19 protein-coding genes and 1 pseudogene are annotated in these 25424 nt (G+C 73.6%); 8 read left to right on the top strand and 12 right to left on the bottom strand.

Annotated features, from left to right (window positions below; genetic code table 11):
- Positions 1 to 141: 141 nt before the first annotated feature.
- From tkt to NWP10_RS03720, 5 genes are all read left to right on the top strand, one after another.
- Entirely contained in the window at positions 142 to 2316 is a 2175-nt protein-coding gene (tkt, locus tag NWP10_RS03740; RefSeq protein ID WP_017488098.1) for a transketolase, read from the top strand.
- A 103-nt stretch (positions 2317 to 2419) separates the two neighbouring features.
- The gene (gene tal, locus NWP10_RS03735; RefSeq protein ID WP_258299925.1) at positions 2420 to 3538 is read left to right on the top strand and encodes a transaldolase; all 1119 of its coding nucleotides are present in this window, start codon (positions 2420 to 2422) and stop codon (positions 3536 to 3538) included.
- A 55-nt stretch (positions 3539 to 3593) separates the two neighbouring features.
- Positions 3594 to 5195: a glucose-6-phosphate isomerase gene (locus NWP10_RS03730; protein WP_017488100.1), complete on the top strand. Its 1602-nt coding sequence runs from the start codon at positions 3594 to 3596 to the stop codon at positions 5193 to 5195.
- Positions 5185 to 6747: a glucose-6-phosphate dehydrogenase gene (zwf, locus tag NWP10_RS03725; protein ID WP_158493116.1), complete on the top strand. Its 1563-nt coding sequence runs from the start codon at positions 5185 to 5187 to the stop codon at positions 6745 to 6747. Before NWP10_RS03730 ends, zwf begins: the two co-directional genes overlap by 11 nt.
- Positions 6744 to 7685: a glucose-6-phosphate dehydrogenase assembly protein OpcA gene (locus NWP10_RS03720; protein WP_017488101.1), complete on the top strand. Its 942-nt coding sequence runs from the start codon at positions 6744 to 6746 to the stop codon at positions 7683 to 7685. The genes zwf and NWP10_RS03720 overlap by 4 nt, the downstream gene beginning before the upstream one ends.
- A 136-nt stretch (positions 7686 to 7821) precedes the next feature.
- Here the strand turns inward: NWP10_RS03720 and secG are convergent, their stop codons facing one another.
- The 11 genes from secG to uvrA form a co-directional block, all read right to left on the bottom strand.
- Entirely contained in the window at positions 7822 to 8073 is a 252-nt protein-coding gene (gene secG / locus NWP10_RS03715; protein ID WP_258299924.1) for a preprotein translocase subunit SecG, read from the bottom strand.
- Between the two features lie 86 nt (positions 8074 to 8159).
- Positions 8160 to 8951, bottom strand: coding sequence for a triose-phosphate isomerase (gene tpiA, locus NWP10_RS03710; RefSeq protein WP_258299923.1), 792 nt, complete (start codon positions 8949 to 8951; stop codon positions 8160 to 8162).
- Between the two features lie 2 nt (positions 8952 to 8953).
- Positions 8954 to 10201: a phosphoglycerate kinase gene (locus NWP10_RS03705; RefSeq protein ID WP_258299922.1), complete on the bottom strand. Its 1248-nt coding sequence runs from the start codon at positions 10199 to 10201 to the stop codon at positions 8954 to 8956.
- Between the two features lie 106 nt (positions 10202 to 10307).
- Positions 10308 to 11318 carry a type I glyceraldehyde-3-phosphate dehydrogenase gene (gene gap / locus NWP10_RS03700; RefSeq protein ID WP_258299921.1) on the bottom strand — a complete coding sequence of 337 codons (1011 nt, stop codon included), beginning with the start codon at positions 11316 to 11318 and terminating at the stop codon, positions 10308 to 10310.
- Between the two features lie 108 nt (positions 11319 to 11426).
- Positions 11427 to 12053, bottom strand: a complete 627-nt coding sequence (locus tag NWP10_RS03695) for a superoxide dismutase (protein ID WP_158492510.1) — start codon at positions 12051 to 12053, stop codon at positions 11427 to 11429.
- Positions 12054 to 12211: 158 nt separating this feature from the next.
- Positions 12212 to 13177 (bottom strand): DNA-binding protein WhiA, encoded by a 966-nt coding sequence (gene whiA, locus NWP10_RS03690; RefSeq protein WP_017488107.1) that lies wholly within the window; start codon positions 13175 to 13177, stop codon positions 12212 to 12214.
- 33 nt (positions 13178 to 13210) lie between these two features.
- Positions 13211 to 14257, bottom strand: coding sequence for a uridine diphosphate-N-acetylglucosamine-binding protein YvcK (gene yvcK, locus NWP10_RS03685; protein WP_258299920.1), 1047 nt, complete (start codon positions 14255 to 14257; stop codon positions 13211 to 13213).
- Positions 14254 to 15150: an RNase adapter RapZ gene (gene rapZ, locus NWP10_RS03680; RefSeq protein WP_017488109.1), complete on the bottom strand. Its 897-nt coding sequence runs from the start codon at positions 15148 to 15150 to the stop codon at positions 14254 to 14256. Before rapZ ends, yvcK begins: the two co-directional genes overlap by 4 nt.
- The gene (gene uvrC, locus NWP10_RS03675) at positions 15147 to 17072 is read right to left on the bottom strand and encodes an excinuclease ABC subunit UvrC (RefSeq protein ID WP_258299919.1); all 1926 of its coding nucleotides are present in this window, start codon (positions 17070 to 17072) and stop codon (positions 15147 to 15149) included. Before uvrC ends, rapZ begins: the two co-directional genes overlap by 4 nt.
- Entirely contained in the window at positions 17065 to 17736 is a 672-nt protein-coding gene (locus tag NWP10_RS03670; RefSeq protein WP_017488111.1) for a 1-acyl-sn-glycerol-3-phosphate acyltransferase, read from the bottom strand. The genes uvrC and NWP10_RS03670 overlap by 8 nt, the downstream gene beginning before the upstream one ends.
- An 88-nt stretch (positions 17737 to 17824) precedes the next feature.
- Complete coding sequence (uvrA, locus tag NWP10_RS03665) at positions 17825 to 20812, bottom strand: excinuclease ABC subunit UvrA (RefSeq protein ID WP_258299918.1); 2988 nt, start codon at positions 20810 to 20812, stop codon at positions 17825 to 17827.
- A 113-nt stretch (positions 20813 to 20925) separates the two neighbouring features.
- Between uvrA and NWP10_RS03660 the strand changes: the two genes are divergently transcribed.
- Entirely contained in the window at positions 20926 to 21609 is a 684-nt protein-coding gene (locus NWP10_RS03660; RefSeq protein WP_017488113.1) for an MBL fold metallo-hydrolase, read from the top strand.
- 10 nt (positions 21610 to 21619) lie between these two features.
- Here the strand turns inward: NWP10_RS03660 and NWP10_RS03655 are convergent, their stop codons facing one another.
- The gene (locus NWP10_RS03655) at positions 21620 to 22507 is read right to left on the bottom strand and encodes a methyltransferase domain-containing protein (protein ID WP_017488114.1); all 888 of its coding nucleotides are present in this window, start codon (positions 22505 to 22507) and stop codon (positions 21620 to 21622) included.
- Between the two features lie 41 nt (positions 22508 to 22548).
- Between NWP10_RS03655 and NWP10_RS03650 the strand changes: the two genes are divergently transcribed.
- Positions 22549 to 25182, top strand: coding sequence for an RNA helicase (locus NWP10_RS03650; protein WP_258299917.1), 2634 nt, complete (start codon positions 22549 to 22551; stop codon positions 25180 to 25182).
- Positions 25179 to 25424 (top strand): annotated as a pseudogene (locus tag NWP10_RS03645) (hypothetical protein); the annotation flags it as partial. The gene NWP10_RS03650 and the pseudogene NWP10_RS03645, both read left to right, overlap by 4 nt.

Below are 25424 nucleotides of genomic sequence, written 5' to 3'. Positions count from 1 at the left end.
CGGAGATGTGTAAAGGAAGCCGGGCCTGCGCCCCGCCGCTAGGCTGGGCGGGACGGCCTCTGCGCGCCGCGCCCGCCCGGCGGGCGCGCGGCGCACGGGCCCTGCCGACCCCCGCTCCCGACGCGCCAGGAGAGAACACCCGTGACCGACGCCCAGCATCCGTCCACCGCCCCGGCCCTGGACCGCACGGCCCCCGCCCGCGGCTTCGTCTACTCGGAGCAGGACCGCCGGATGGTGGACACCCTGAAGGTCCTCTCCGCCGACGCGGTGGAGCAGGCCGGCCACGGCCACCCCGGCACGGCGATCTCCCTGGCCCCCGTGGCCTGGCAGATGTACCAGAACGTGATGCACCTGGACCCGCAGGACGACCGCTGGGAGGGCCGCGACCGCTTCATCCTCTCCGCCGGCCACGCCTCGCTCATCCAGTACCTGCAGCTGTTCGCCGCCGGCGCCGGGCTCGAGCTGGAGGACATCCGGGCGCTGCGCACCGAGGGCTCCAAGACCCCGGGCCACCCGGAGTACGGCCACACCCACGGCGTGGAGGTCACCACCGGCCCGCTCGGCCAGGGCCTGGCCATGGGCGTGGGCTTCGCGTACGAGCAGCGCCGCCTGCGCGGCCTGATGGACCCCGACGCCGCCCCCGGCACCTCCCCGTTCGACCACCACGTGTTCGTGCTCGCCTCCGACGGCGACATCCAGGAGGGCGTGTCCGCCGAGGCCTCCTCGCTGGCCGGCCACCAGGAGCTCGGCAACCTCGTGGTGGTGTACGACGCGAACCGCATCTCCATCGAGGACGACACGGACATCGCGTTCACCGAGGACGTCTCCGCCCGCTATGAGGCGTACGGCTGGCACGTCCAGGAGGTGGACTGGACCAACGGGGCCCTCGGCCACGCCGTCACCGAGTACACCGAGGACGTCGAGGCGCTCTACGAGGCGCTCGTCGCCGCCAAGGCCGAGACCGGCCGCCCGTCCCTGATCAAGCTGCGCACCGTGATCGGCTGGCCCTCCCCCACCAAGCAGAACACCGGCGGCGTGCACGGCTCCAAGCTGGGCGCCGAGGAGGTGGCCGGGCTCAAGGAGGGCCTCGGCTTCGACCCGGCCGAGAGCTTCGACGTCGACCCCGAGGTCCTGGCGAACTCCCGGTCCGTCGCGGAGCGCTCGGCCGCCTACCGCCGCACCTGGGAGGAGGCCTTCCAGGCGTGGCGCGAGGCCCACCCGGAGAACGCCCGGCTCTACGACCGGCTCGCCGGGCGCGAGCTGCCCGAGGGCTTCGCCGAGGCCTTCCCCTCGTGGGACGCGGACGAGAAGGGCCTCGCCACGCGCGCCGCCTCCGGCGAGGTGCTCACCGCGCTGGCCCCCGTGATGCCCGAGCTGTGGGGCGGCTCGGCCGACCTCGCCGGCTCCAACAACACGACCATGAAGGGCGAGCCCTCCTTCATCCCCGCCCGCCGCTCCACGGCCACGTGGCAGGGCGACGAGCACGGGCGCACCCTGCACTTCGGCATCCGCGAGTTCGCCGCCGGCGCCATCGTCAACGGCATCACCATCGGCGGGCTCACCCGCGCGTACATGGGCACGTTCCTTACGTTCTCCGACTACATGCGCCCCGCCGTCCGCCTCGCCGCCCTCATGGGCACCCCCAGCGTGTACGTGTGGACCCACGACTCGATCGGCCTGGGCGAGGACGGCCCCACCCACCAGCCGGTGGAGCACCTGGCCGCGCTGCGCGCCATCCCCGGCCTCGACGTCGTGCGCCCCGCGGACGCCAACGAGACCGCATGGGCGTGGCGGACAGTGCTCGAGAACCGGGACCGGCCGGCCGGCATGGTGCTCTCCCGCCAGAACCTGCCCGTGCTCCCCCGGGACACGGACGGCTTCGCCTCCGCCGAGGGCGTGGCCCGCGGCGCCTACGTGCTCGTGGACGCCGTCGACGGCTCCGGCGCGCCCGCCCCCGCGCGCGTGCTGCTGATCGCCACCGGCTCCGAGGTCTCCGTGGCCGTGCACGCCCGCGAGCTGCTCCAGGCCGAGGGCGTGCCCACCCGCGTGGTCTCCGCCCCGTGCCTCGAGTGGTTCGCCGAGCAGGACGAGGCGTACCGCGCCGAGGTCCTGCCGGACGGCCCGGACGCGCCCGTGCGCGTCGCCGTGGAGGCCGGCATCGCCATGCCGTGGTTCGAGCACACCGTCACCGCCTCCTCCCGCGGCGCGCGTGTGAGCCTCGAGCACTACGGCGAGTCCGCCGACGGCGCCCGCCTCATGGAGAAGTACGGCTTCACCGGCGAGGCGGTGGCGCAGGCCGCCCGCGGCCTCCTCTGAGCCGGCCGGCACAGCGTGGGCCGCGCACCGCGGCCGACATCGACCCGGCGCCCCTGCGGCGCCCGCAGCACGTCCACCCCCGACGGGAAGGCAACCGAGCACCATGAGCACTCAGCAGAACCCGAACACCGCCGCGCTGGCCGAGGCCGGCGTCTCGATCTGGCTGGACGACCTCTCGCGCAAGCGCCTGGACGAGGGCACCCTCGAGGAGCTGGTGGCCACCCGCTCCGTCACCGGCGTCACCACGAACCCCTCGATCTTCGCGGTGGCCCTGGCCGACGCCGGCTCCTACGAGGGCCAGCTGCGCGAGCTCGCCGCGGCGGGCGCGGACGTGGACGAGGCCGTCACGGCGCTCACCACCCAGGACGTGCGCCGCGCCGCGGACGTGCTGGCCCCCGTGCACGAGCGCACCGGCGGGGCGGACGGCTTCGTCTCCCTCGAGGTGGACCCGCGCCTGGCCCGTGACGCCGAGGGCACCGCGCGCCAGGCGCAGGAGCTCGCCGCCGCCGTGGACCGTCCCAACCTCATGGTGAAGATCCCCGCCACCGTGGAGGGGCTCGCGGCGATCACGGACGTGCTGGCCGAGGGCATCAGCGTCAACGTCACCCTGATCTTCTCCCTGCCCCGCTACCGCCAGGTGCTCAACGCGTGGCTGGCCGGGCTCGAGAAGGCCCGGGAGAACGGGCACGACCTCTCCCGCATCCACTCCGTGGCCTCGTTCTTCGTCTCCCGCGTGGACACCGAGGTCGACGCGCGGCTGCGGGCGCTGGGCACGCCGGAGGCCGAGGCCCTCACCGGCCAGGCCGCCCTGGCCAACGCCCGCCTGGCCTACCGCGCCTTCGAGCAGGCCCTGGACTCCGAGCGCTGGCGCCTCCTCGAGGCGGCCGGCGCCCCCGTGCAGCGGCCGCTGTGGGCCTCCACGGGCGTCAAGGACCCCGCCCTGCCGGACACCCTCTACGTGACCGGGCTCGTGGCGCCCCGCACCGTCACCACGCTGCCGGAGCAGACCCTCGAGGCCGTCGCCGACCACGGCGAGGTCACCGGGGACACCGTCACCGGCGGCTACGCCGAGGCCGACGCCCTGCTCGACGCCGTCGGCGCGGCGGGCGTGTCCTACCAGGACGTCGTGGACCTCCTGGAGACTGAGGGCCTTGAGAAGTTCGAGTCCGCGTGGGAGGAGCTGCTCGGCTCCGTCCGCGACGGCCTCGCCGCCCACCGCTGACCCGCACGGCCCCCGTCCACCCCGCCGCCCGCACCCGCCCCCGGAAGGACACCCCATGAGCACCCTCGGCCTCAGCGCCACCGGATCCGCCCTCGAGGCGATCGACCGCCACCTGCCCACCCTCCTCGAGGACCGGGTCGCCTCCCGGCTCGGCGCACAGGACGCCGGCCTGTGGGGCGAGGCGGCCCGGGAGGAGTCCGCCAGGCGCCTGGGCTGGATCGACCTGTTCGAGGACTCCCGGGCCCTCGTGCGGCACATCGACGCCCTGTCCCGCGAGCTGCGCGCCGAGGGGGTGGACCGCGTGGTGCTGGCCGGGATGGGCGGGTCCTCCCTGGCCCCCGAGGTCATCGCCGCCACGGCGGGCGTGGAGCTCGAGGTGCTCGACTCCACCGACCCCCTGCAGGTCTCCCGCGCCCTCGAGCGCGACCTCGAGCGCACCGTGCTCGTGGTCTCGTCCAAGTCCGGCTCCACCGTGGAGACCGACTCGCAGCGCCGCGTGGTGGAGGCCGCCTTCCGCGAGGCCGGCATCGACCCCCGCAGCCGCCTCGTGGCCGTGACCGACCCCGGCTCCCCGCTGCACGCCGAGTGCGAGTCCGCCGGCTGGCGCGCCGTGTTCACCGCCGACCCCACCGTGGGCGGCCGCTTCTCCGCGCTCACCGCGTTCGGCCTCGTGCCCACGGGCCTGGCCGGCGTCGACGTCGCCGCCCTGCTGGACGACGCCGAGGCCGTCCTGGACCTGCTCACCGCGGACGACGCGGACAACCCCGGCCTGCAGCTGGGCGCCGCCCTCGGTGGCACCGCGCCGCTGCGGGACAAGCTCGTCTTCACCGACCACGGCTCCGGCATCGACGGGCTGCCCGCGTGGATCGAGCAGCTCATCGCCGAGTCCACCGGCAAGGACGGCACGGGCCTGCTGCCCGTCGTCGTGGCGGACGGGGACCCCGAGACCGGGTGGGATGCCCCGGACGTGCTCCAGGTCCAGCTGGTGGGCGAGGACGCCCCCGCGGCGCCGGCCCACGGCGTGCAGGTCTCCGGCTCGCTCGGCGCCCAGCTGCTCCTGTGGGAGGTGGCCACCGTCGTGGCCGGCCGCCTGCTGGGGATCAACCCGTTCGACCAGCCGGACGTAGAGGCCGCCAAGACGGCCGCCCGCTCCCTCCTGGACGTGCCCGCCCGGGAGCGCACGGCGGACCGCACGGTCGACGGCGTGGAGCTCTCCGGCCCGGAGGCCGTCGTCTCCGCCGCCGACCTCGCCGGCGTGCTGCGCGCCGCCGCGGACCTCGTGCCCGAGGACGGCTACCTCGCGGTGCACGCCTACCTCTCGCGCCACGACGACGCGGAGCTCGAGGAGGTCCGCGCGGACCTCGCCCGGCTGGTCGGCCGCCCGGTCACCTTCGGCTGGGGACCGCGGTTCCTCCACTCCACCGGCCAGTTCCACAAGGGCGGGCCCGCCGTCGGCGTGTTCCTCCAGGTCACCGGCGACGCCGACCTGGACGTCGAGGTGCCCGGCCGCCCGTTCTCGCTGGGTCGGCTCATCGCCGCCCAGGCCGCCGGCGACGCCCGCGTGCTCGCCGAGCACGGCCGCCCCGTCGTGACCCTGCACCTGCCCCACCGCGCCGCGGGCATCGACGCGATCCGGACGGCCGCACGTGCCCGGTGAGTCGAAGGCCGCCGCCCGCAACCCGCTGCGCGACCCCCGGGACCGGCGCCTGACCCGCATCGCCGGGCCCTCCGCGCTGGTGCTGTTCGGCGTCACGGGCGACCTGGCGAAGAAGAAGCTGCTCCCGGCCATGTACGACCTCGCCCAGCGGGGCCTGCTGCCGCCGTCGTTCTCCCTCGTGGGCTTCGGCCGCCGGGACTGGTCCGACGAGGAGTTCGCCGAGTACGTGCGCGCCGCCGTGGAGGCCTCCGCCCGCACGACGTTCGACGAGACCGTGTGGGACCAGTTCCGGGGCGGGCTGCGGTTCGTCTCCGGCGCGTTCGACGACGAGGCCGCGTACGTCCGCCTGGGCGAGGTGCTCGGCGAGCTCGAGTCCTCCCGCGGCACCCGCGGCAACACCGCCTTCTACCTGTCCATCCCCCCGGACTGGTTCGAGGACGTCTCCCGCCACCTGGCCGACCAGGGGCTCGCCGACCGCTCCCAGCCGGCGGACGGGCCGTGGCGGCGCGTGGTGATCGAGAAGCCGTTCGGCCACGACCTGGCCAGCGCGCAGGAGCTCAACGCGGTGATCGAGCGCGTGTTCCCCCCGGACGCCGTGTTCCGCATCGACCACTACCTGGGCAAGGAGACCGTCCAGAACATCCTGGCCTTCCGGTTCGCCAACCGGATGTTCGAGCCCATCTGGAACGCGGAGCACGTGGACCACGTGCAGATCACCATGGCCGAGGACATCGGCATCGGCGGCCGCGCCGGCTACTACGACGGCGTGGGCGCCGCCCGCGACGTCATCCAGAACCACCTGCTCCAGCTGCTCGCGTTCACCGCCATGGAGGAGCCGATCTCCTTCGACGCGGACCACCTGCGCACGGAGAAGGAGAAGATCCTCGAGGCGGTGCAGGTCCCGGACACGCCCGCGGGCCTCGAGGCCGCCTCGGCGCGCGGCCAGTACACCTCCGGCTGGCAGGGCGGCGAGCGGATCACCGGCTTTCTCGACGAGGAGGGCTTCAACCCGGAGTCCGTCACCGAGACCTACGCCGCGCTCAAGGTGGGCATCCGGACCCGCCGCTGGCAGGGCGTGCCGTTCTACCTGCGCGCCGGCAAGCGGCTGGGCCGCCGGGTCACCGAGATCGCCGTCGTGTTCAAGAAGCCGCCGCACCTGCTGTTCCCGGTCCACGAGGGGGACGAGTTCGGGCAGAACGTGATCGTGATCCGCGTGCAGCCGGACGAGGGCGTGACCATCCGGTTCGCCTCCAAGGTGCCCGGCACGCAGTCCGAGGTCCGGGACGTCACCATGGACTTCGGCTACGGCCACGCCTTCACGGAGGACTCCCCCGAGGCGTACGAGCGCCTCATCCTGGACGTGCTGCTCGGCGAGCCGCCGCTGTTCCCCCGGCAGGCCGAGGTGGAGCTGTCCTGGCGGATCGTGGACCCGTTCGAGGAGCACTGGGCGAGCCTGGGCACCCAGCCCGAGCCGTACGCCCCCGGCACGTGGGGCCCGCCCTCGGCCGACGCCCTGATGGCCCGCGACGGACGTGCTTGGAGGCGACCGTGAAGATCCGCATGCACGACACGACCACCTCGCAGGTGGCCAAGCGCATCACCCAGCTGCGGGAGAAGGGCGGCGTGGTCGCCCTTGGCCGGGTGCTCACGCTCGTGATCAGCACGGACGACGCCGGCATCGAGGCGGCCGTCGAGGCCGCCAACGCCGCCTCGCTCGAGCACCCGTGCCGCATCGTGGTCCTGGCCCTGGGCGACCCGGCGGCCCCCACGCGCCTCGACGCCGAGATCCGGGTCGGCGGCGACGCCGGCGCCTCGGACGTGGTGGTGCTGTGGTGCGCCGGCGAGAACGCCCACGCGGACGAGTCACTCGTCTCCGGGCTGCTGCTGCCGGACGCGCCCATCGTGGCGTGGTGGCCCGGCGTGCCCCCGGCGGTGCCCTCGGAGACCGCCCTCGGCCGCCTCGCGCACCGCCGGATCACGGACACCGCCTCCGCCGCCCGGGCCGAGCCCGCCCTGTGGACGCTGCGCCAGGGCCATCGCGACGGCGACACCGACCTCGCGTGGACCCGCCTGACGCTGTGGCGCATCCAGGTGGCCGGGATCTTCGACACCCTGGACGTCGCCGCCCTGCGCTCAGTGACCGTGGACGGGGCGCCCGACTCCCCCAGCACCATGCTCCTGGCGGCCTGGCTGACGCTGGCACTGAAGGTGCCCGTGACGATCGCCCACTCCAAGGCCGGGCACGGCATCCGCGCCGTGCGCCTGCGCTGCCAGGACGGGGACGTGGTGCTCTCGCGCTCCCAGTCCCAGGTGGCCCGCCTCTACCAGCAGGGCCGGCCCGTGCAGCGCATCTCCCTGCCGCGCCGCACCGACCAGGACTGCCTGGCCGAGGAGCTGCGCCGGCTCGACCCGGACGAGGTGTTCGGCGCGGTGCTGCACCGCGGCCTGCCGCGCACGGACCTCTCCCCCGTGCAGGCCTCCGAGCGCTGAGCACCTGAGCGCCGCGGTCCTGCCCACGGAGGACCCGGCCGTCCCTCGGACGGCGAGAGGCCCCGCATCCCGGTCAGGGATGCGGGGCCTCTGGCGTCGGCCGTCGGTGCGAGACCGGGCCGGGGACCGCGGGGTCTCAGGACTCCACGGTCAGGCGCGGGAGGACGCCGAGCGTCACGATCAGCAAGGCCCAGGCGGCCACGGTGCCCACCGTGAGGCGGGTCAGCAGGCGCTGGGCGGAGCCGGAGGAGCTCATGGAGGTGGTGACCCCGCCGCCGAACATGTCCGAGACGCCGCCGCCGCGGCCCTTGTGCAGCAGGACGAGCAGGACGATGACCACGCTCAGGACGACCACCAGGATCTGGAGGATCAGGGTCAGCATGTCCACGGGAGGGCTCCTCGGTTCGAGGTGCGGCCCCGGGGAGTGAGCTCCGGGGCCGGCACGGGAGAATTCGGTCGGTCAGGCGGGCGCGTTCAGGCCTGGTCGAACCGGACGATCCTAGCAAACTCCTCCGCGTCCAGGCTGGCGCCGCCCACGAGGGCGCCGTCCACGTCCGGCTGCGCGAGGAGCTCGGGGGCGCTGGTCGACTTCACGGAGCCGCCGTACAGGATCCGCAGCCCGGCGGCGACGTCGTCGCCGTGCAGCTCGCCCACGCGGGCCCGCAGGGCGGCGCACATCTCCTGGGCGTCCCCGGCGCCGGCGACCTCGCCGGTGCCGATCGCCCACACGGGCTCGTAGGCGACCACGGTGCGGGCGACGTCCTCGGCGGACAGGCCGACGAGCGAGCCCTCGAGCTGGGCCACGGTGTGCGCCACGTGGCGGCCGGCCTGGCGCACGTCCAGGCCCTCGCCGACGCAGACCACCGGGGACAGTCCGTGGCGCAGGGCGGCGGCGGCCTTGCGGGCCACCAGCGCGTCGTCCTCGCCGTGGATGGTGCGGCGCTCGGAGTGGCCCACGATCGCGTACCGGCAGCCCAGGGCGGCCAGGAACGCGCCGGAGATGTCGCCCGTGTAGGCGCCGGAGTCCTCGGGCGAGAGGTCCTGGGCGCCGTAGGCCACGTCCAGGCGGTCGCCCGTGACGAGGACCTGCACGGCCCGCAGGTCGGTGAAGGGCGGGAACACCGCCACCTCCACGTCCTCGTGATCGTGGTCCGCGTCGGTGAGGAGCCACGCGAGGCGCTGCACCAGGGTGACGGCCTCGCGGTGGTCCAGGTTCATCTTCCAGTTGCCCGCGATCAGCGGGACGCGCGCTGCGGTCTCGGCCATGCTCACGCCTCGCCCTCTCCGCTCAGCGCGGTGACGCCGGGCAGCTCCTTGCCCTCGAGGTACTCGAGGGAGGCGCCGCCGCCGGTGGAGATGTGGCCGAACGCGTCGTCGGCGAAGCCCAGGGTGCGCACGGCCGCGGCGGAGTCGCCGCCGCCCACCACGGACAGCCCGCCGGCCGCGGTGGCCTCGGTGAGGGCCTGCGCCACGGTGCGGGTGCCCTCGGCGAAGGCCTCGAACTCGAACACGCCCATGGGGCCGTTCCAGAACACCGTCTTGGCGCCGCGGATCTGCTCGGCGAAGGCTCGGGCGGTCTCCGGGCCGATGTCCAGGCCCATGGCGGAGGCGCCGTGGGCGCCGGCGGTCAGCGCGTCCACCGGGAGCACCTCGTGCTCGGCGTCGGCGGCGAAGCCGGAGGCCATCACGATGTCCGTGGGCAGCACGATGCGGGCGGCGCCGGCCTCGGAGCGGCGCAGGTACTCGCGCACGGTGTCCAGCTGGTCCTCCTCGAGGAGGGAGGCGCCCACCTCGTGGCCCTGCGCCTTGAGGAAGGTGAAGAGCATGCCGCCGCCGATCAGCAGCGTGTCGGCCTTGTCCAGGAGGTTGTCGATCACGGCCAGCTTGTCCGAGACCTTCGAGCCGCCGAGCACCACCGCGTAGGGCCGCTCCGGGGACTGCGTCAGGCGGGTGAGCACCTCGAGCTCGGCGGCGACCAGCGGACCCTGGTAGGCCGGCAGCTGTGCCGCGACGTCGAACACGGAGGCGTGCTTGCGGTGGACCGCGCCGAAGGCGTCGCCCACGTAGGCGCCGTCCTCGCCCGCCAGAGCGGCCATCTCGGCGGCCAGCTCGGCGCGCTCGGCGTCGTCCTTGGAGGTCTCGCGGGGGTCGAAGCGGACGTTCTCCAGCAGGAGCACGTCGCCGTCGGCCAGGGCCTCGGCGGCGGCGCGCGCGGAGGGGCCAGTCACGTCCTCGGCCAGCGCGACGTCGGCGCCCAGCAGCTCGCCCATGCGCGCGGCCACGGGCCGCAGGGAGTACTTGGGATCCGGCTCGCCCTTGGGGCGGCCCAGGTGCGCCATCACGATCACGCGCGCACCGGCGTCGGCCAGTTGCCGGATCGCGGGCAGCGAGGCGCGGATGCGCCCGTCGTCGGTGACGGTCTCCCCGTCCAGCGGGACGTTCAGGTCGGACCGGATGAGCACGGTGCGGCCGGCGACGCCGGCCTCGAGCAGATCGTTCAGGGTCTGTGCGGGCATGATGCCTCCTGGGGTGCCGGAGCGGGGTCGGTTCACGGTGCAGTCTAGGCGGACGGCCCGGGCCGACGGGGGAACCGTCGGCCCGGGCCGTCTGGCCCGTGCGGGCTCAGAGCTTCGAGCCCATGAGGTCCGCGAAGTCCATGAGCTGGGAGGTGTAGCCGTACTCGTTGTCGTACCAGCCGATGATCTTCACGGTCTGGCCGATGGACTTGGTCAGCGGGGCGTCGAAGGTGCACGCCGCCGGGGAGGTGATGATGTCCGAGGACACGATCGGGTCCTCCGAGTAGACCAGGCGGCCCTGCAGCGGACCGGACTCCGCGGTCTTCTTGAACGCCGCGTTGATCTCCTCGACCTCCACGTGGCGGGTCAGCTCCACGGTCAGGTCGGTGGCCGAGCCGGTGATGGTCGGCACCCGCATGGCGAAGCCGTCGAGCTTGCCCTTCAGCTCGGGGATGACCTCGCCGATGGCCTTCGCCGCGCCCGTGGAGGTGGGCACCATGTTCTGGGCGGCGGCCCGCGCCCGACGGCGATCCTTCTTGTGCACGTTGTCGTGCAGGTTCTGGTCGCCGGTGTACGCGTGGATCGTGGTCATGATGCCGTCCACGATCCCGAACTCGTCGTTGAGGACCTTGGCCATGGGGGCCAGGCAGTTGGTGGTGCAGGAGGCGTTGGAGACGATGTCCATCGTGGCCGAGTCGTAGTTCTTCTCGTTCACGCCCATCACGAAGGTGCCGTCGACCTCCTTGCCGGGGGCGGACAGGAGCACCTTCTTGGCGCCGGCGTCCAGGTGCGCCTTGGCCTTGGGGCCGGTGGTGAAGATGCCGGTGCACTCGATCACGATGTCCACGCCGAGCTCGCCCCACGGCAGCTTGGCCGGGTCGGGCTCGGAGAAGAAGGCGACGTCGCGCCCGTCGATGCGGAAGCCCGTCTCGGTGAGCTCGAGCTCGCCGGGATAGCGGCCCAGGATGGTGTCGTACTGGGTCAGCCAGAACAGGTCCTCGTTGTCGGCGAGGTCGTTCACGGCCACCAGCTCGAGGTTCTCGTACCCGCGGTCGCGGAGCACGCGCACGATGTTGCGGCCGATGCGGCCGTAGCCGTTGATGGCGATCTTGGTCATGGGAGTGCCTCTCGTCTCGGTTCTGCGTTCGGTTCCGGGCCGGTCCACGGCACGGGGCGCCGACGTCGTGGGATCACGACGTCGGCGCCCCGGTGCGCAAGTGGTGGATCAGGCCGGCAGGATCAGGCCGGAGGCGCCCTGGCGGGCGGCCTCGAAGCGGGCCTGCACGTCGGCCCAGTTCACGATATTCCAGATCGCCTTCACATAGTCAGCCTTGACGTTCTGGTAGTCGAGGTAGAAGGCGTGCTCCCACATGTCCAGCTGGAACAGCGGGATGGTGGCCACGGGCACGCCGTTCTGCTGGTCGTAGAACTGCTCGATGACGAGGTTGCCGCCGATCGGCTCGTAGGCGAGCACGGCCCAGCCGGAGCCCTGGATGCCCAGCGCGGCCGCGGTGAAGTGGGCGCGGAACTTGTCGAACGAGCCGAAGTGCTCGTCGATCGCGGCGGCCAGCTCGCCGGTCGGCTTGTCGCCGCCCTCGGGCGAGAGGTTCTTCCAGAAGATGGAGTGGTTGGTGTGGCCGCCCAGGTTGAACGCGAGGTCCTTGGAGAGCTGGTTCACGGCGGCGAAGTCGTCGGCGTCGCGCGCGGCGGCGAGCTTCTCGAGGGCCGTGTTGGCGCCCTTGACGTAGGTGGCGTGATGCTTGGAGTGGTGCAGCTCCATGATGCGAGCCGAGATGTGCGGCTCCAGTGCGGCGTAGTCGTAGTCCAGCTCCGGAAGGGTGTACTCCGTCATGCTTCCTCCTTTGGTCAGGCGGGACGGCGGGCGGGTCGCCCGCGGCCTCGACCGGGACAACCCGGGCATCCCGCGGCGTATTCCGTACGGGTGCCATCATGGCCCTCCGGGGCCGCGCGTGGCCAGGTCCGGCCGCCCGCTGCTGGAGGCGGAGGGGCTCAGTCCTCGGCGGGCGCGTCGGTGCCGGGCACCCCGCGCTCGGCGGCGCGCTTGTCCGCCATGGCCAGCAAGCGGCGGATGCGGCCGGCGACGGCGTCCTTGGTCATGGGCGGGTCCGCGAGGCGGCCGAGCTCGTCCAGGGAGGCCTGCTTGTGCTCGAGGCGCAGCCGGCCGGCGTAGCGCAGGTGCTCGGGCACCTCGTCCCCGAGGATCTCGAGGGCCCGCTCGACCTTCGCGCCGGCGGCCACGGCGGCCTGGGCGGAGCGGCGCAGGTTCGCGTCGTCGAAGTTCGCCAGCCGGTTGGCGGTGGCGCGCACCTCCTTGCGCTCGCGGCGCTCGCGCCACAGGGCCGCGGTCTGCTCCGCGCCCACCGCGGTCAGCAGCGTGGCGATCGCCTCGCCGTCGCGCACCACCACGCGGTCCGCCTGGCGCACCTCGCGCGCCTTGGCGGCGACATCCAGGCGACGCGCGGCGCCCACGAGCGCGAGGGCGGCCTCAGGGCCCGGCGTGGTCACCTCGAGCGCGGCCGAGCGGCCGGGCTCGGTGAGGGAGCCGTGGGCGAGCAGGGCGCCGCGCCAGACCGCGGCGGTGTCCGCCGTCGTGCCGGTGACGAGCGCCGGGGCCAGCCCGCGGACGGGGCGGCCGCGCTGGTCGATGAGGCCGGTGCGGCGGGCGAGGTCCTCTCCCCCGCGCACCACCCGAATCACGTAGCGCTGCCCGCGGCGCAGGTTGCCCCCGGAGACCACGACGATCTCGGTGGCCAGGCCGTACAGCTCGGTGATGGAGGCCCGCAAACGGCGGGCGCTGGCCCCGTGGTCCAGCTCGGCCTCGACGACCACGCGACCGGAGACCAGGTGGAGGCCGCCGGCGAACCGCAGCATGGCGGCCGTCTCGGCGCGCCGCTCGGGCGTGGCGGCCACCGGCACGCGGGCCAGCTCCTCCTTGAGGGTCATGGTCAGGGCCATGCGGGGGCTCCTTCTCGGCGCGGGCCGCGCGGGTCAGTCGGTCATGGCCTCGTCGATCGCCACTGCGAGGCGCAGCGGGTCGTGGACTTGGGGGTCCTGGGCACTGCTCACTCTACTGAACGCCACGCGGGCCCCCATCCGGGCGGCCTCGGCCTCGACGGCGGCGCGGTCGGTGACGGCGTCCGCGTCCGCGATCACCACGTCCAGGCGCAGGTCCGGCGCGTGGGAGTGCAGCACCCGCAGGTGGTCCGCGTGCGTCAGGCCCGTGGTCTCCTGGTCGCCCGTGCGCAGGTTGAGCACCATGAGGCGCCGCGCCGTGGTGGCGTCCAGCGCCTGGCGCACGTCCGGCATGAGCAGGTGCGGTAGCACCGAGGTGTAGAGCGAGCCCGGGCCGAGCACCACCCAGTCGGCGAGCTCGATGGCGGCCAGCGCCTCGGGCGTGGCGGGCGCGTCGGACGGGCTCAGCCGCACGTCCGTCACCCGGCCCTCGAAGGCGGCGACCGCGAGGGCCACCTGCCCCTCGACGCGGCGGGTGCGCAGGCCGCCGTCGGGGCCCGCGCTGAGCACGTCCCCGCCGATGGTCAGCGGGACGCGGGAGACCGGGAGCACCTCGCCGTGGGCCCGCAGCAGGGCGCCGGCCCAGCGCAGCCCGTCCACGGGGTCCCCCAGCAGCTCCCACAACGCCACGATCAGCAGGTTGCCGAGCGCGTGGTTGTCCAGGGTCGCCTCCTCCGCGTCCACCTCGGTGGAGCGGAAGCGGTGCTGCATGACCTGGGCCCACGTGCGCCCCCAGTCCGTGTCGTCGCACAGGGCGGCCAGCGCCATGCGCAGGTCCCCGGGCGGCAGGACCGCCATCTCGCGGCGAATCGTGCCGGAGGAGCCGCCGTCGTCGGCCACGGTGACGATCGCGGTGAGGTGCCCCGCCACGTGCCGCAGGGCCGTGAGCGAGGCGGAGAGGCCGTGCCCGCCGCCCAGGGCGGTCACCCGGATGGCGGGGCGGGTCATGCCGCCGGCGGGGCCGCGCACGGCCGTGCCGACGCCGGGGGGCAGGGGCAGCTGCCCCGTCAGCGGGGAGGTCACTCGCGCCCCATGTCCCGGTGCTGGACCTGCACCGTCACGTGGGGCACCTGCGCCAGGCGACGCGCCAGCTCCTCGGCCACCGCCACGGAGCGGTGCTTGCCGCCCGTGCAGCCGATCGCCAGGGTCGCGTAGTGCTTGTTCTCGCGGCGGTAGCCCTCGAAGACCGGGGCGAGCATGGCCGTGTAGGAGCGCAGGAAGTCCTCCACCCCCGGCCGGGTGAGCACATAGTCCGAGACCTCGGCCTCCGTGCCCGTGTGGGGGCGCAGCGCCGGCACCCAGTGCGGGTTGGGGATGAAGCGCATGTCCGCCACGAAGTTCGCATCCGCGGGGACGCCGTACTTGAAGCCGAAGCTCATGAGGGTCAGGCGCAGGGTCACCGGCCCGGAGACGGAGAACAGCTCGGTGATCTCGGTGGCCAGGCCGTGCACGTTCAGCTCGGTGGTGTCCACCACGACGTCGGCGCGCGCCTTGAGCTCGGCGAGCACGTCGCGCTCGGCGCGGATCCCGTCCAGCAGGCTCGCGTTGCCCTGGAGCGGGTGGGGCCGCCGGCCGGCCTCGAAGCGGCGCACCAGCACGTGCTCGTCCGCCTCGAGGAACACCATGCGGTACTCCACCCCGTTGTTCTCCAGCTGCTGCAGCGCGGCGTGCAGCTCGGGGAAGTAGGCGCGGGAACGCACGTCCACCACGATCGCCAGGCGCGGGAACGCCTCGGGCGAGCGGGCCACGAGGTCGGCGAGCGTGATGAACAGCGGCGGCGGCATGTTCTCCACCACGTACCAGCCGTGGTCCTCCAGGGCATGGGCGGCCGTGGTGCGGCCGGCTCCGGACATGCCCGTGATCACGAGCACCTCGGACGTCGGCGGCTTCTCGGGCCGCAGGCTCTCCTCGCTCATGGCTCCACTGTATCCGTCGGCTCGGCGGGGGCCAGGGCGGCGTGGACGGTCTGCGCGAGCGTGGGGCCGATGCCCGCCACCTCCGTCAGGCGCTCCACGCCGGCGGCCCGGATCTGCGCCACGGAGCCGAAGTGGTTCAGCAGGGCCGTGCGCTTGGCGGGCCCGAGCCCGGGGATCCCGTCCAGGGCGGAGGCGGTCATGGCCTTGGCCCGGCGGCCGCGGTGCCCGGCGATCGCGAACCGGTGCGACTCGTCGCGGATGCGCTGGAGCAGGTAGAGCCCCTCGGAGGTGCGCGGCAACACCACGGGGAACTCGTCCCCGGGGAGCCAGACCTCCTCGAGGCGCTTGGCCAGGCCCACCACGGGCAGGTCGTCCAGGCCGAGCTCCTCGAGCACGGCCGCCGCGGCGGCCACCTGGGGCGGGCCGCCGTCGACGACGACGAGGGAGGGCGGGTACGCGAACCGCCGGTCCCGGCCCTCCTCCTCGCCCTCGAGCTGCCCCGAGAGCGGGGCCCCCTCGGCGCGCTCCTCGGCCAGCCGGGCGAAGCGGCGGCGCAGCACGTCCTTCATCGAGGCGGTGTCGTCCCGGGCGGCCTCCCCCGTGACGTTGAAGCGCCGGTAGTCCTTCTTCTTCGGCAGCCCGTCCTCCATGACCACCATCGAGCCGACCACGTTGGTGCCCTGCGAGTGCGAGATGTCGTAGCACTCGATCCGCAGCAGCGGCTCGGCGATCTCGAGCGCCTCCTGCAGCTCGCGCAGCGCGGCCGAGCGCGTGGTGAGGTCCCCGGAGCGCCGGGACTTGTGCAGCTTCAGCGCCATCTCGGCGTTTTCGCGCACGGTCTCCATCAGGTCGGCCTTGGTCCCGCGCCGGGGCACCCGCACGTTCACCCGCGCCCCGCGCAGGCCGGAGAGCCACTCGACGAGCTGGGCGGCGTCGTCGGGCTCGGCCGGGACCAGAATTTCGTGCGGGATCCGGTCCTCACCCGCGAGGTCGCCGTAGACCTGCTGGAGCAGGTGCGTCACCATCTCCGGCTCGGAGACGTCCTCCACCCGCTCCATGACCCAGCCGCGCTGGCCCCGGATGCGGCCCTGGCGCACGTGGAACACCTGGACGGCCACCTCGAGCTCGTCCGCGTGCAGGGCGAAGATGTCCGACTCCGTGCTCTCGGGCAGCACCACGGCGTTGCGCTCGAACACGCGGCGCAGGGCCGCGATGTCGTCCCGCAGGCGGGCGGCGTCCTCGTAGCGCAGCTCCTCGACCGCGCCCTGCATCGCTCGCTCCAGCTCGCGGATGAAGCGCTGGGCGTCCCCGGCCATGAAGTCGCAGAAGTCCTGGGCCAGCTCGCGGTGCTCCGCGGGGCTGATCCGCCCCACGCACGGGGCCGAGCACTTGCCGATGTAGCCGAGCAGGCAGGGCCGGTCCTGGGCGCGGGCGCGCTTGAACACGCCCGCCGAGCACGTGCGGACCGGGAAGACGCGCAGCATCAGGTCCACCGTCTCGCGGATGGCCTTCGCGGGGTGGAACGGTCCGAAGTACTTCACCCCGGGGCGGCGGTCCCCGCGCATCACCTGCACGCGCGGGAACTGCTCGTTCATGGTGACGGCCAGGTACGGGTACGACTTGTCGTCCCGGTACATGATGTTGAACCGCGGCCGGTACTCCTTGATCCAGGTGTACTCCAGCTGCAGCGCCTCGAGCTCGGAGCCGACCACGGTCCACTCCACCGCGGCCGCGGTGAACACCATAGTCCGCGTCTTGGTGGTCAGCCGGGCGGGGTCCTGGAAGTAGGAGCCGAGGCGGGCGCGCAGGTTCTTGGCCTTGCCCACGTAGACGACGCGGCCGTCCGCGTCCCGGAACCGGTAGACGCCGGGCGAGGTGGAGATCTCGCCCGGGGCGGGGCGGTAGGAGGCGGGGTCAGCCACGGGCGCCCGGGGCGGCGTTGTACGCGTCCACGCGCTCCTGCCCCGAGAGCGCGCCGATGGCGTCCATGATCGCGGCGGTGGCGTCGCGCCGCTGCGGCAGGGTGTGGCGCCGGCCGGGGTGGCCGAAGTCCAGGGGGGCGCCCACGCGCACGGCGAAGCGGTGGGGGCGGAACCCGTTGGTGTCCGGCGGCTGCAGGTGCTGGGTGTCCACGAGGCCCACGGGGACCACGGGGGCGCCCGTGGTGAGGGCCAGCCAGGCGGCGCCGGTGCGCCCGCGGTAGAGGCGACCGTCGCGGCTGCGGGTGCCCTCCGGGTAGATCCCCACGCCCTGGCCCGAGTCGAGCAGGCCCACGAGGGACTCGAGGGCGGCGACGGAGGCCGCCTGCTCGCCGCGGCGCACGGGCACGGAGCCCACGGACTCGAAGAACCACCGCTGGGCCCGGCCGCGCACGCCGGCGCCGGTGAAGTACTCCTCCTTGGCGAAGAAGTGCACGGGCCGTGGGGCCAGCGCCTGCAGGATCACGGAGTCGAAGAAGGACAGGTGGTTCGAGGCCATGATGAACGGCCCCTCGGCGGGGACCTGGTCCATGCCGGTCACCTCGGGGCGGCAGGTGAGGCGCAGCAGCGCGGCGGCGCTCCTGCGCACGGGCTCCGACGTCGCCATGTCTCTCCTTCGTGCTCGTCCGGCCTCTCCCGTCGCGGGGCGTGCCCCGCGACGCGGCCCGCGGCGGGGGCCGCGGGCTGCGCCCATGCTACGCGAGCAGCTCGGCCAGGAACCGGCCCGTGTGGCTCGCCTCGACCCGGGCGACCTCCTCGGGGGTGCCGGTGGCCACGATCGTGCCGCCGCCGGAGCCGCCCTCGGGGCCCAGGTCGATCACGTGGTCGGCGCACTTCACCACGTCCAGGTTGTGCTCGATGGTGATCACCGTGTTGCCCTTGTCCACGAGGGACTGCAGCACCTGCAGCAGCTTGCGGATGTCGTCGAAGTGCAGGCCCGTGGTGGGCTCGTCCAGCACGTAGACGCTGCGCCCGTTGGAGCGCTTCTGCAGCTCGGCGGCCAGCTTGACGCGCTGGGCCTCACCGCCGGAGAGCGTGGTGGCCGGCTGGCCGAGGCGCACGTAGCCCAGGCCGACGTCCACGAGGGTGTCCAGGTACCGGGAGATGCGGGTGTAGGCGCTGAAGAACTGCGCCGCCTCCTCGATCGGCATGTCCAGGACCTCGGCGATGTTCTTGCCCTTGTACGTCACCTCGAGGGTCTCGCGGTTGTACCGGGCGCCGTCGCACACCTCGCAGGGCACGTACACGTCCGGCAGGAAGTTCATCTCGATCTTCAGCGTGCCGTCGCCCGAGCAGGCCTCGCACCGGCCGCCCTTGATGTTGAAGGAGAACCGGCCCTGCTGGTAGCCGCGCACCTTCGCCTCGGGCGTCTCCGCGAACAGCTTGCGGATCGCGTCGAACACGCCCGTGTACGTGGCCGGGTTCGAGCGCGGCGTGCGCCCGATCGGGCTCTGGTCCACGTGGACCACCTTGTCCAGGTGCTCCAGGCCGTCCACGGCGCGGTGCCGGCCGGGCACGAGCTTGGCGCCGTTGAGGCGGTTGGCCAGGACCTTGTAGAGGATCTCGTTGATCAACGTGGACTTGCCGGAGCCGGAGACGCCGGTGACGGCGGTGAGCACCCCCAGCGGGATGTCCACGGTCACGTCCTTCAGGTTGTTCTCCCGGGCGCCGCGCACCGTGAGCGTCCGCCCCTCCTGCGGGGCGCGGCGCGTCTGCGGCGCGGTGATGGCGCGGCGTCCGGCGAGGTAGTCGCCCGTGATCGAGGCGGTGTTGGCCTTGAGGTCCTCGAGGGAGCCGGAGTGGACCACTTCGCCGCCGTGCTCGCCGGCGCGCGGGCCGATGTCCACGATCCAGTCCGCCTCGGCGATGGTGTCCTCGTCGTGCTCCACCACGATCAGCGTGTTGCCCAGGTCGCGCAGCCGCAGCAGGGTCTCGATGAGGCGGCGGTTGTCCCGCTGGTGCAGTCCGATGGACGGCTCGTCCAGCACGTACAGGACGCCCACCAGGCCGGATCCGATCTGGGTGGCCAGGCGGATGCGCTGGGCCTCGCCGCCGGAGAGCGTGCCGGCCGGGCGCTCGAGGTTCAGGTACTCCAGGCCCACGTCCAGCAGGAACGCCAGGCGCGCCAGGATCTCCTTGAGCACCTGGTCCGCGATCTGCCGCTCGCGCGCGGACAGCTCGAGGCCGGCGAGGAAGTCCCGCGCCTCGCGCAGGGGCAGGCGGGTGGCCTCGGCGATGGACAGCCCGCCCACGAGCACGTTCAGCACCGTGGGGTTCAGGCGCGCGCCGTGGCAGACGGGGCACGGGATCTCGCGCATGAAGGACTCGTAGCGCTCGCGGGCGCCGTCCGACTCGGTCTCCCCGTGCTTGCGCAGCACGTAGGGGACGACGCCCTCGAAGCCGGTGGTGTAGCGGCGCTCGCGGCCGAATCGGTTGCGGAACGTCACCTCGACCTTGAAGTCCTTGCCGTGCAGCACCGCCTCGCGCTGGGCCGGCTCGAGCTCGCGCCAGGGCGTGTCCAGGGAGAAGCCCATCTCCTTGGCCAGGCCGCCGAGCACGCGCAGCCAGTAGTCCGAGGTGGACTTGCCCAGCGACCACGGCACCACCGCGCCCTCGCGCAGGGACAGCTCGTCGTTGGCCACCACGAGGTCGGGGTCCACCTGCAGCCGGGAGCCGATGCCGGTGCACTCGGGGCAGGCGCCGAACGGGTTGTTGAAGGAGAAGGAGCGGGGCTCGATCTCGTCCACGGTCTGCTCGTGCCCATTGGGGCAGGAGAGCTTCTCGGAGAAGGAGCGGTAGCGGGGGTTGCCCTCGGCGTCCCGGCCGCCGAACTCGGCGGTGTTCTTCTTGCCCTTCTCGGCCACGACCTCCACGTCCACGAACTCGGCGACCACGAGGCCGTCCGCGAGCTTGAGCGCGGTCTCCACGGAGTCGGTGAGGCGCTGGCGGATGCCCTCCTTCATGGCCAGGCGGTCGACGACGACGGCGATGGTGTGCTTGACCTGCTTCTTCAGCACGGGCGGGTCCGAGAGCTGGACGGTCTCCCCGTCCACCACGGCGCGGGCGAACCCCTGCGTGGACAGCTCCGCGAACAGGTCCACGAACTCGCCCTTGCGGCCGCGCACCACGGGCGCCAGCACCTGGAAGCGGGTGCGCTCGGGCAGCTCCTCGAGCTGGTCCACGATCTGCTGCGGCGTCTGGCGGCTCACCGGCTCGCCGCACTGCGGGCAGTGCGGCACGCCGACGCGGGCCCAGAGCAGGCGCAGGTAGTCGTAGACCTCGGTGATGGTGCCCACGGTGGAGCGCGGGTTGCGGTTGGTGGACTTCTGGTCGATGGACACGGCCGGGGACAGGCCCTCGATGAAGTCGACGTCCGGCTTGTCCACGCGGCCGAGGAACATGCGCGCGTAGGAGGAGAGGGACTCGACGTAGCGGCGCTGGCCCTCCGCGAAGATCGTGTCGAAGGCCAGGGAGGACTTGCCCGAGCCGGACAGCCCCGTGAACACCACCATGGCGTCCCGGGGGAAGCTGACGTCCACGTCCTTGAGGTTGTGCTCGCGCGCGCCCTGGACGACGATGCGGTCCAGCTCGCCGGAGCGCGCACCGCCGGGGCCCGAGGCGAGGCCCCCCTCGCGGGGCTCGACGGCGGCGGCGGACGGGGTGGTCGTGGAGTTCTTCGGCACCCGCCCAGCATAGGTGCGGGGGCGGACGCGTCAGGGGGCGATCGCCTCTGGGCGAACCGCTCCCCGCCCGCGGGGCGCTGGCGCGCCGGGGCCCCGTCCGTACACTGGGGCGCATGCCCGCCACCGTCGAGAACCGCCTGCTGCACGACCTGCCCGCCGTCACGGTGCGCGCCTGCTCCGTGTCGAAGATGGACAACAACGTGTACCTGCTCACCGCCAAGACGACGGGGGCGCAGGTCCTCATCGACGCTGCGGACGACGCCGAGGCGATCGAGGCCCTGCTGGCCTCCGCCGAGGGCGACACGCCCTGCGCCACCCGCCTGGCCGTCGTCGTGACGACGCACCGCCACTGGGACCACGTCCGCGCCCTCGGGACGATCGCCGCGGCCCACCCGGAGGCCGTGCTGGCCGCCGGCGAGGACGACGCCGACGCGATCGAGGAGGAGGCCGGGGTGCGCATCGGCGATCGGCTGCCCCACGGGGGTGTCGTGGCCGTGGACGGGATCGAGCTGGACGTGATCGGCCTGCGCGGCCACACCCCGGGCTCGGTGGCCCTGGCCTACCGCTCCGACGCCGAGGAGCCGGCCCTGCTGTTCACCGGGGACAGCCTGTTCCCCGGCGGCGTGGGCAACACGGAGAAGGACCCGGAGCGCTTCGCCTCGCTGATCGACGACGTCGAGGCGCGCCTGTTCGGCGAGTACGAGGACGACACGCACGTCCACCCGGGCCACGGCGCCTCCACCGTGCTCGGCGACGAGCGCCCGCAGCTGCCCGCCTGGCGCGACCGCGGCTGGTGAGCCGCCCGGCTCACTCCCCCGGCCGGCGCCCCACCACGAACAGCCGCCGCGACGGATAGATCGTCAGCGGCCCGCCGTCGGCGTCCGTGACGCCGGGCACCGGCGGATACGCCTGCGCCATGGCCCGCCGGTAGCGGGCCACGAACAGCTCCTGCAGGCCCGCGCCCTCCGCGGCGTCCTCCTCGGCGTCCCAGCGGGCCAGGGCCTGCAGGCTCGGTCGCAGGGCCGCGCCCGAGGTCCACCGGAACACCGGGTCCTCGCCCGTCAGCACCTGCTGATACTCCGTCTCCCACACCTGCGGGGACCAGCCCGCCTCGAGGAACAGCCGCGTGTACTCTTCCGGCGGCGCGACGGTCCGCGTGGTCTCCACGCCGTGCAGCGCCTCGGAGAACGCCGGGTCCTCCGCGAGCTCGACGATGGCCGTGTGCGAGGGCTGCTGGTACGGCCGCGGGATCTGCGCGGCGAACCACGCCCCCGGGCGCAGGTCCCCCAGCCAGCGGCGGATCAGGCGGCGGTGCGTGGGGATCCACTGGAGCATCGCGTTCGAGACGACGACGTCCACCGACGCGTCCGGCCGCCACTGCGAGGCGTCCACCCGCTCGAAGCGCAGGTTCTGCGGGGCGCCGGGCTCGGCCAGGCCCGCGCGGGCCCGCTCGAGCATGGCCGTCGAGTCGTCCAGGCCGAGGACCTCGGCGTCCGGCCAGCGCGCCGCGAGCGTGCGCGTCAGGGTGCCGGGCCCGCAGCCCAGGTCCACCACGACGCGCGGGGACTCGGCGTCCACGCGGGCCACCAGGTCGTGGAAGGGCCTCGCCCGGTGCTCGGCGAAGCCCTCGTAGCGCGCGGGGTCCCAGGTGAACCCGGCGGAGTCGCGGCCGGTGGCCTCGTGCTCGGTGCCCATGGCGGCACGGTACCGCGCGCACCGCGGATACGCTGGCCCTGATGACTTCCACCGCAACGAACCCGCCCTCGCTGACCGACCGCGTCGACGCCCTCCCGCCGTCCCCCGACGCCGACGACGTCTTCGGGGCGTTCACGGCCTGGACGGACGAGCGCGGGATCGCCCTCTACCCGGCGCAGGAGGAGGCCGCCCTCGAGCTCGTCCAGGGCCGGCACGTGATCCTCGCGACCCCCACCGGCTCCGGCAAGTCCCTCGTGGCCCTCGCCGCCCACGCGGACGCCCTGGCCCACGACGCCGTCTCCTACTACACGGCCCCCATCAAGGCCCTCGTCTCGGAGAAGTTCTTCGCGCTCGTGGACGTGTTCGGCGCCGAGAACGTCGGCATGGTCACGGGCGACTCCACCGTCAATGGGGACGCGCCGATCATCTGCTGCACCGCGGAGATCCTCGCCAACCGCGCCCTGCGCGAGGGCTCCGGCATGGAGATCGGCACCGTGGTGATGGACGAGTTCCACTACTACGCCGACCCCTCCCGCGGCTGGGCCTGGCAGGTCCCCCTGCTCGAGCTGCCCCAGGCGCGGTTCCTGCTGATGTCCGCCACCCTCGGGGACACCAGCCGCCTCGAGGCGGACCTGGCCGAGCGCACCGGGCGCGAGGTCGCCGTCGTCGCCCACGCCGAGCGGCCCATCCCCCTGGACTTCGAGTGGTCCGAGATGCCCCTGCAGGAGAAGGTGGAGGAGCTCGCCGCCACGCGGCAGACCCCCGTGTACGTGGTGCACTTCTCCCAGCTCGACGCCGTGGAGACCGCCCAGGGGCTGGCCTCCGTCTCCGTGACCACCCGCGAGGAGAAGGACGCGATCGCCGCGCGCATCGCCGGCTTCCGGTTCTCCGCCGGCTTCGGGCACACCCTCAACCGCCTCGTGCGCGCCGGGATCGGCGTGCACCACGCCGGCATGCTGCCCAAGTACCGCCGCCTCGTGGAGAAGCTCGCCCAGGACGGGCTGCTCAAGGTGATCTGCGGCACCGACACCCTCGGGGTGGGCATCAACGTGCCCATCCGCACCGTGCTCATCACCGCGCTGTCCAAGTTCGACGGCGAGAAGACCCGCCTGCTGCACGCCCGCGAGTTCCACCAGATCGCCGGCCGCGCCGGCCGCGCCGGCTTCGACACCCGCGGCACCGTGGTGGTCCAGGCCCCCGAGCACGTGATCGAAAACCGCGCCGCCGAGCGCAAGGCCGCCGCGAAGTTCGCGAACGTGAAGGACGAGGCCGAGCGCGCCAAGCGGATCAAGCAGTCCGCCAAGTCCTCCAAGCGCAAGTCGCCGCCGGCGGGCTTCGTCTCGTGGGGCCCGGCCACCTTCGAGCGCCTCGTGGCCGCCGAGCCCGAGCCGCTGGTCTCCCGCATGCAGATCACCCACTCCATGCTCCTGAACGTGCTCGACCGGCCCGGGGACCCTGTCGTCGCCGTGCGCCGCCTGCTGCGCGGCACCCACGAGACCCCCGCCCGCCAGGCGATCCTGATGCGCCGCGCCCTCGGGATCTTCCGAGAGCTGCTGGCCACCGGCGTCGTGGAGCGCCTGCCCGAGCCGGACGCCGAGGGCCGCACCGTGGACCTCACCGTGGACCTGCAGCCGGACTTCGCGCTCAACCAGCCCCTCTCCCCCTTCGCGCTCGCGGCCCTCGAGCTGCTCGACCCCGCCGAGCCCGATCACGCCCTCGACGTGGTCTCCGTCATCGAGGCCACCCTCGATCCGCCGCGCCAGGTCCTCTCCGCCCAGGTGAAGAAGGCCAAGGGCGAGGCCGTCGCCGCCATGAAGGCCGAGGGCATGGACTACAACGACCGCATGCGCGCCCTCGACGAGGTCACCCACCCGCAGCCGCTGGCGGACCTGCTCGAGCAGCAGTTCGAGGTCTACCGCGCCGGCGCCCCCTGGCTCGCCGAGTTCGAGCTCACCCCCAAGTCCGTGGTCCGGGACATGTTCGAGCGGGCCATGGGCTTCGGCGACTACGTGCGCTTCTACGGGATCGCCCGCTCCGAGGGCGTGCTGCTGCGCTACCTCACCGACGCGGTGAAGGCCCTGCGCCAGACCGTGCCCGAGGCCTCCCGCACCGAGGAGCTGCAGGTGCTGCTCGACTGGCTCGACGAGATGGTCAAGCAGACCGACTCCTCCCTGCTCGAGGAGTGGGAGGACCTCGTAGCCGGGGACATCGAGGAGCTGCGCCGCGACCACGAGGCGCTCGCCCCGCAGGAGCCCGACCGCCTCACGAACAACGGGCCGGTGTTCCGCGTGATGGTGCGCAACGCCCTGTTCCAGCGGGTCCGCCTGTTCGGCGACGAGCGTGACGAGGAGCTCGCCCGCCTCTCCGGGGACCTCAGCGCCGACGACTGGGCCGACGCCCTCGACGCCTACTTCGGCGACCACGAGGACATCGACGACGGCCCCGCCGCCCGCGGGCCCGAGCTGTTCCGGGTGGCCGAGTCCCCCGACGTCGCCCCGCCCGTGGAGCTCGCCGGTTCACGCTGGTGGGCGGTCCGGCAGGTGCTCAAGGACCCGGACGGCGTGCACGACCACGGCATCAACGCCGTGGTGGACCTGGACGCCTCCGACGAGGCCGGCCACCCCGTGATCCGCGTCGTCTCCGTGGGCGCCCCCGAGTCGGGGTGGGGCCTGTGAGCGCCCCCGCGCCCCGCGTGCCCGGCGACCCCCGCGGCTTCGCCCCCCTCGAGCCCGCCCGGCACCGGGTGGGCGAGCGCACCGAGCTCTACGACGGCACGGTCGCCGTGGACCACTGGTTCACCGTCCCCGTGGACCACGCCCTGACCCTGGCCGAGGCCGAGGCGCAGGACGCCGCCGGCACCGGCGTCGGCCCCCATGGCCGCGGCACCCTCACGGTGTTCGCCCGCGAGATCCGGGCC

This window comes from Micrococcus sp. HG099 (assembly GCF_024723355.1).
GTDB lineage: Bacteria > Actinomycetota > Actinomycetes > Actinomycetales > Micrococcaceae > Micrococcus > Micrococcus endophyticus.
The sequence above is the reverse complement of the archived record's forward strand: the minus strand, read 5'-3'. Positions and strand labels throughout refer to the sequence as shown.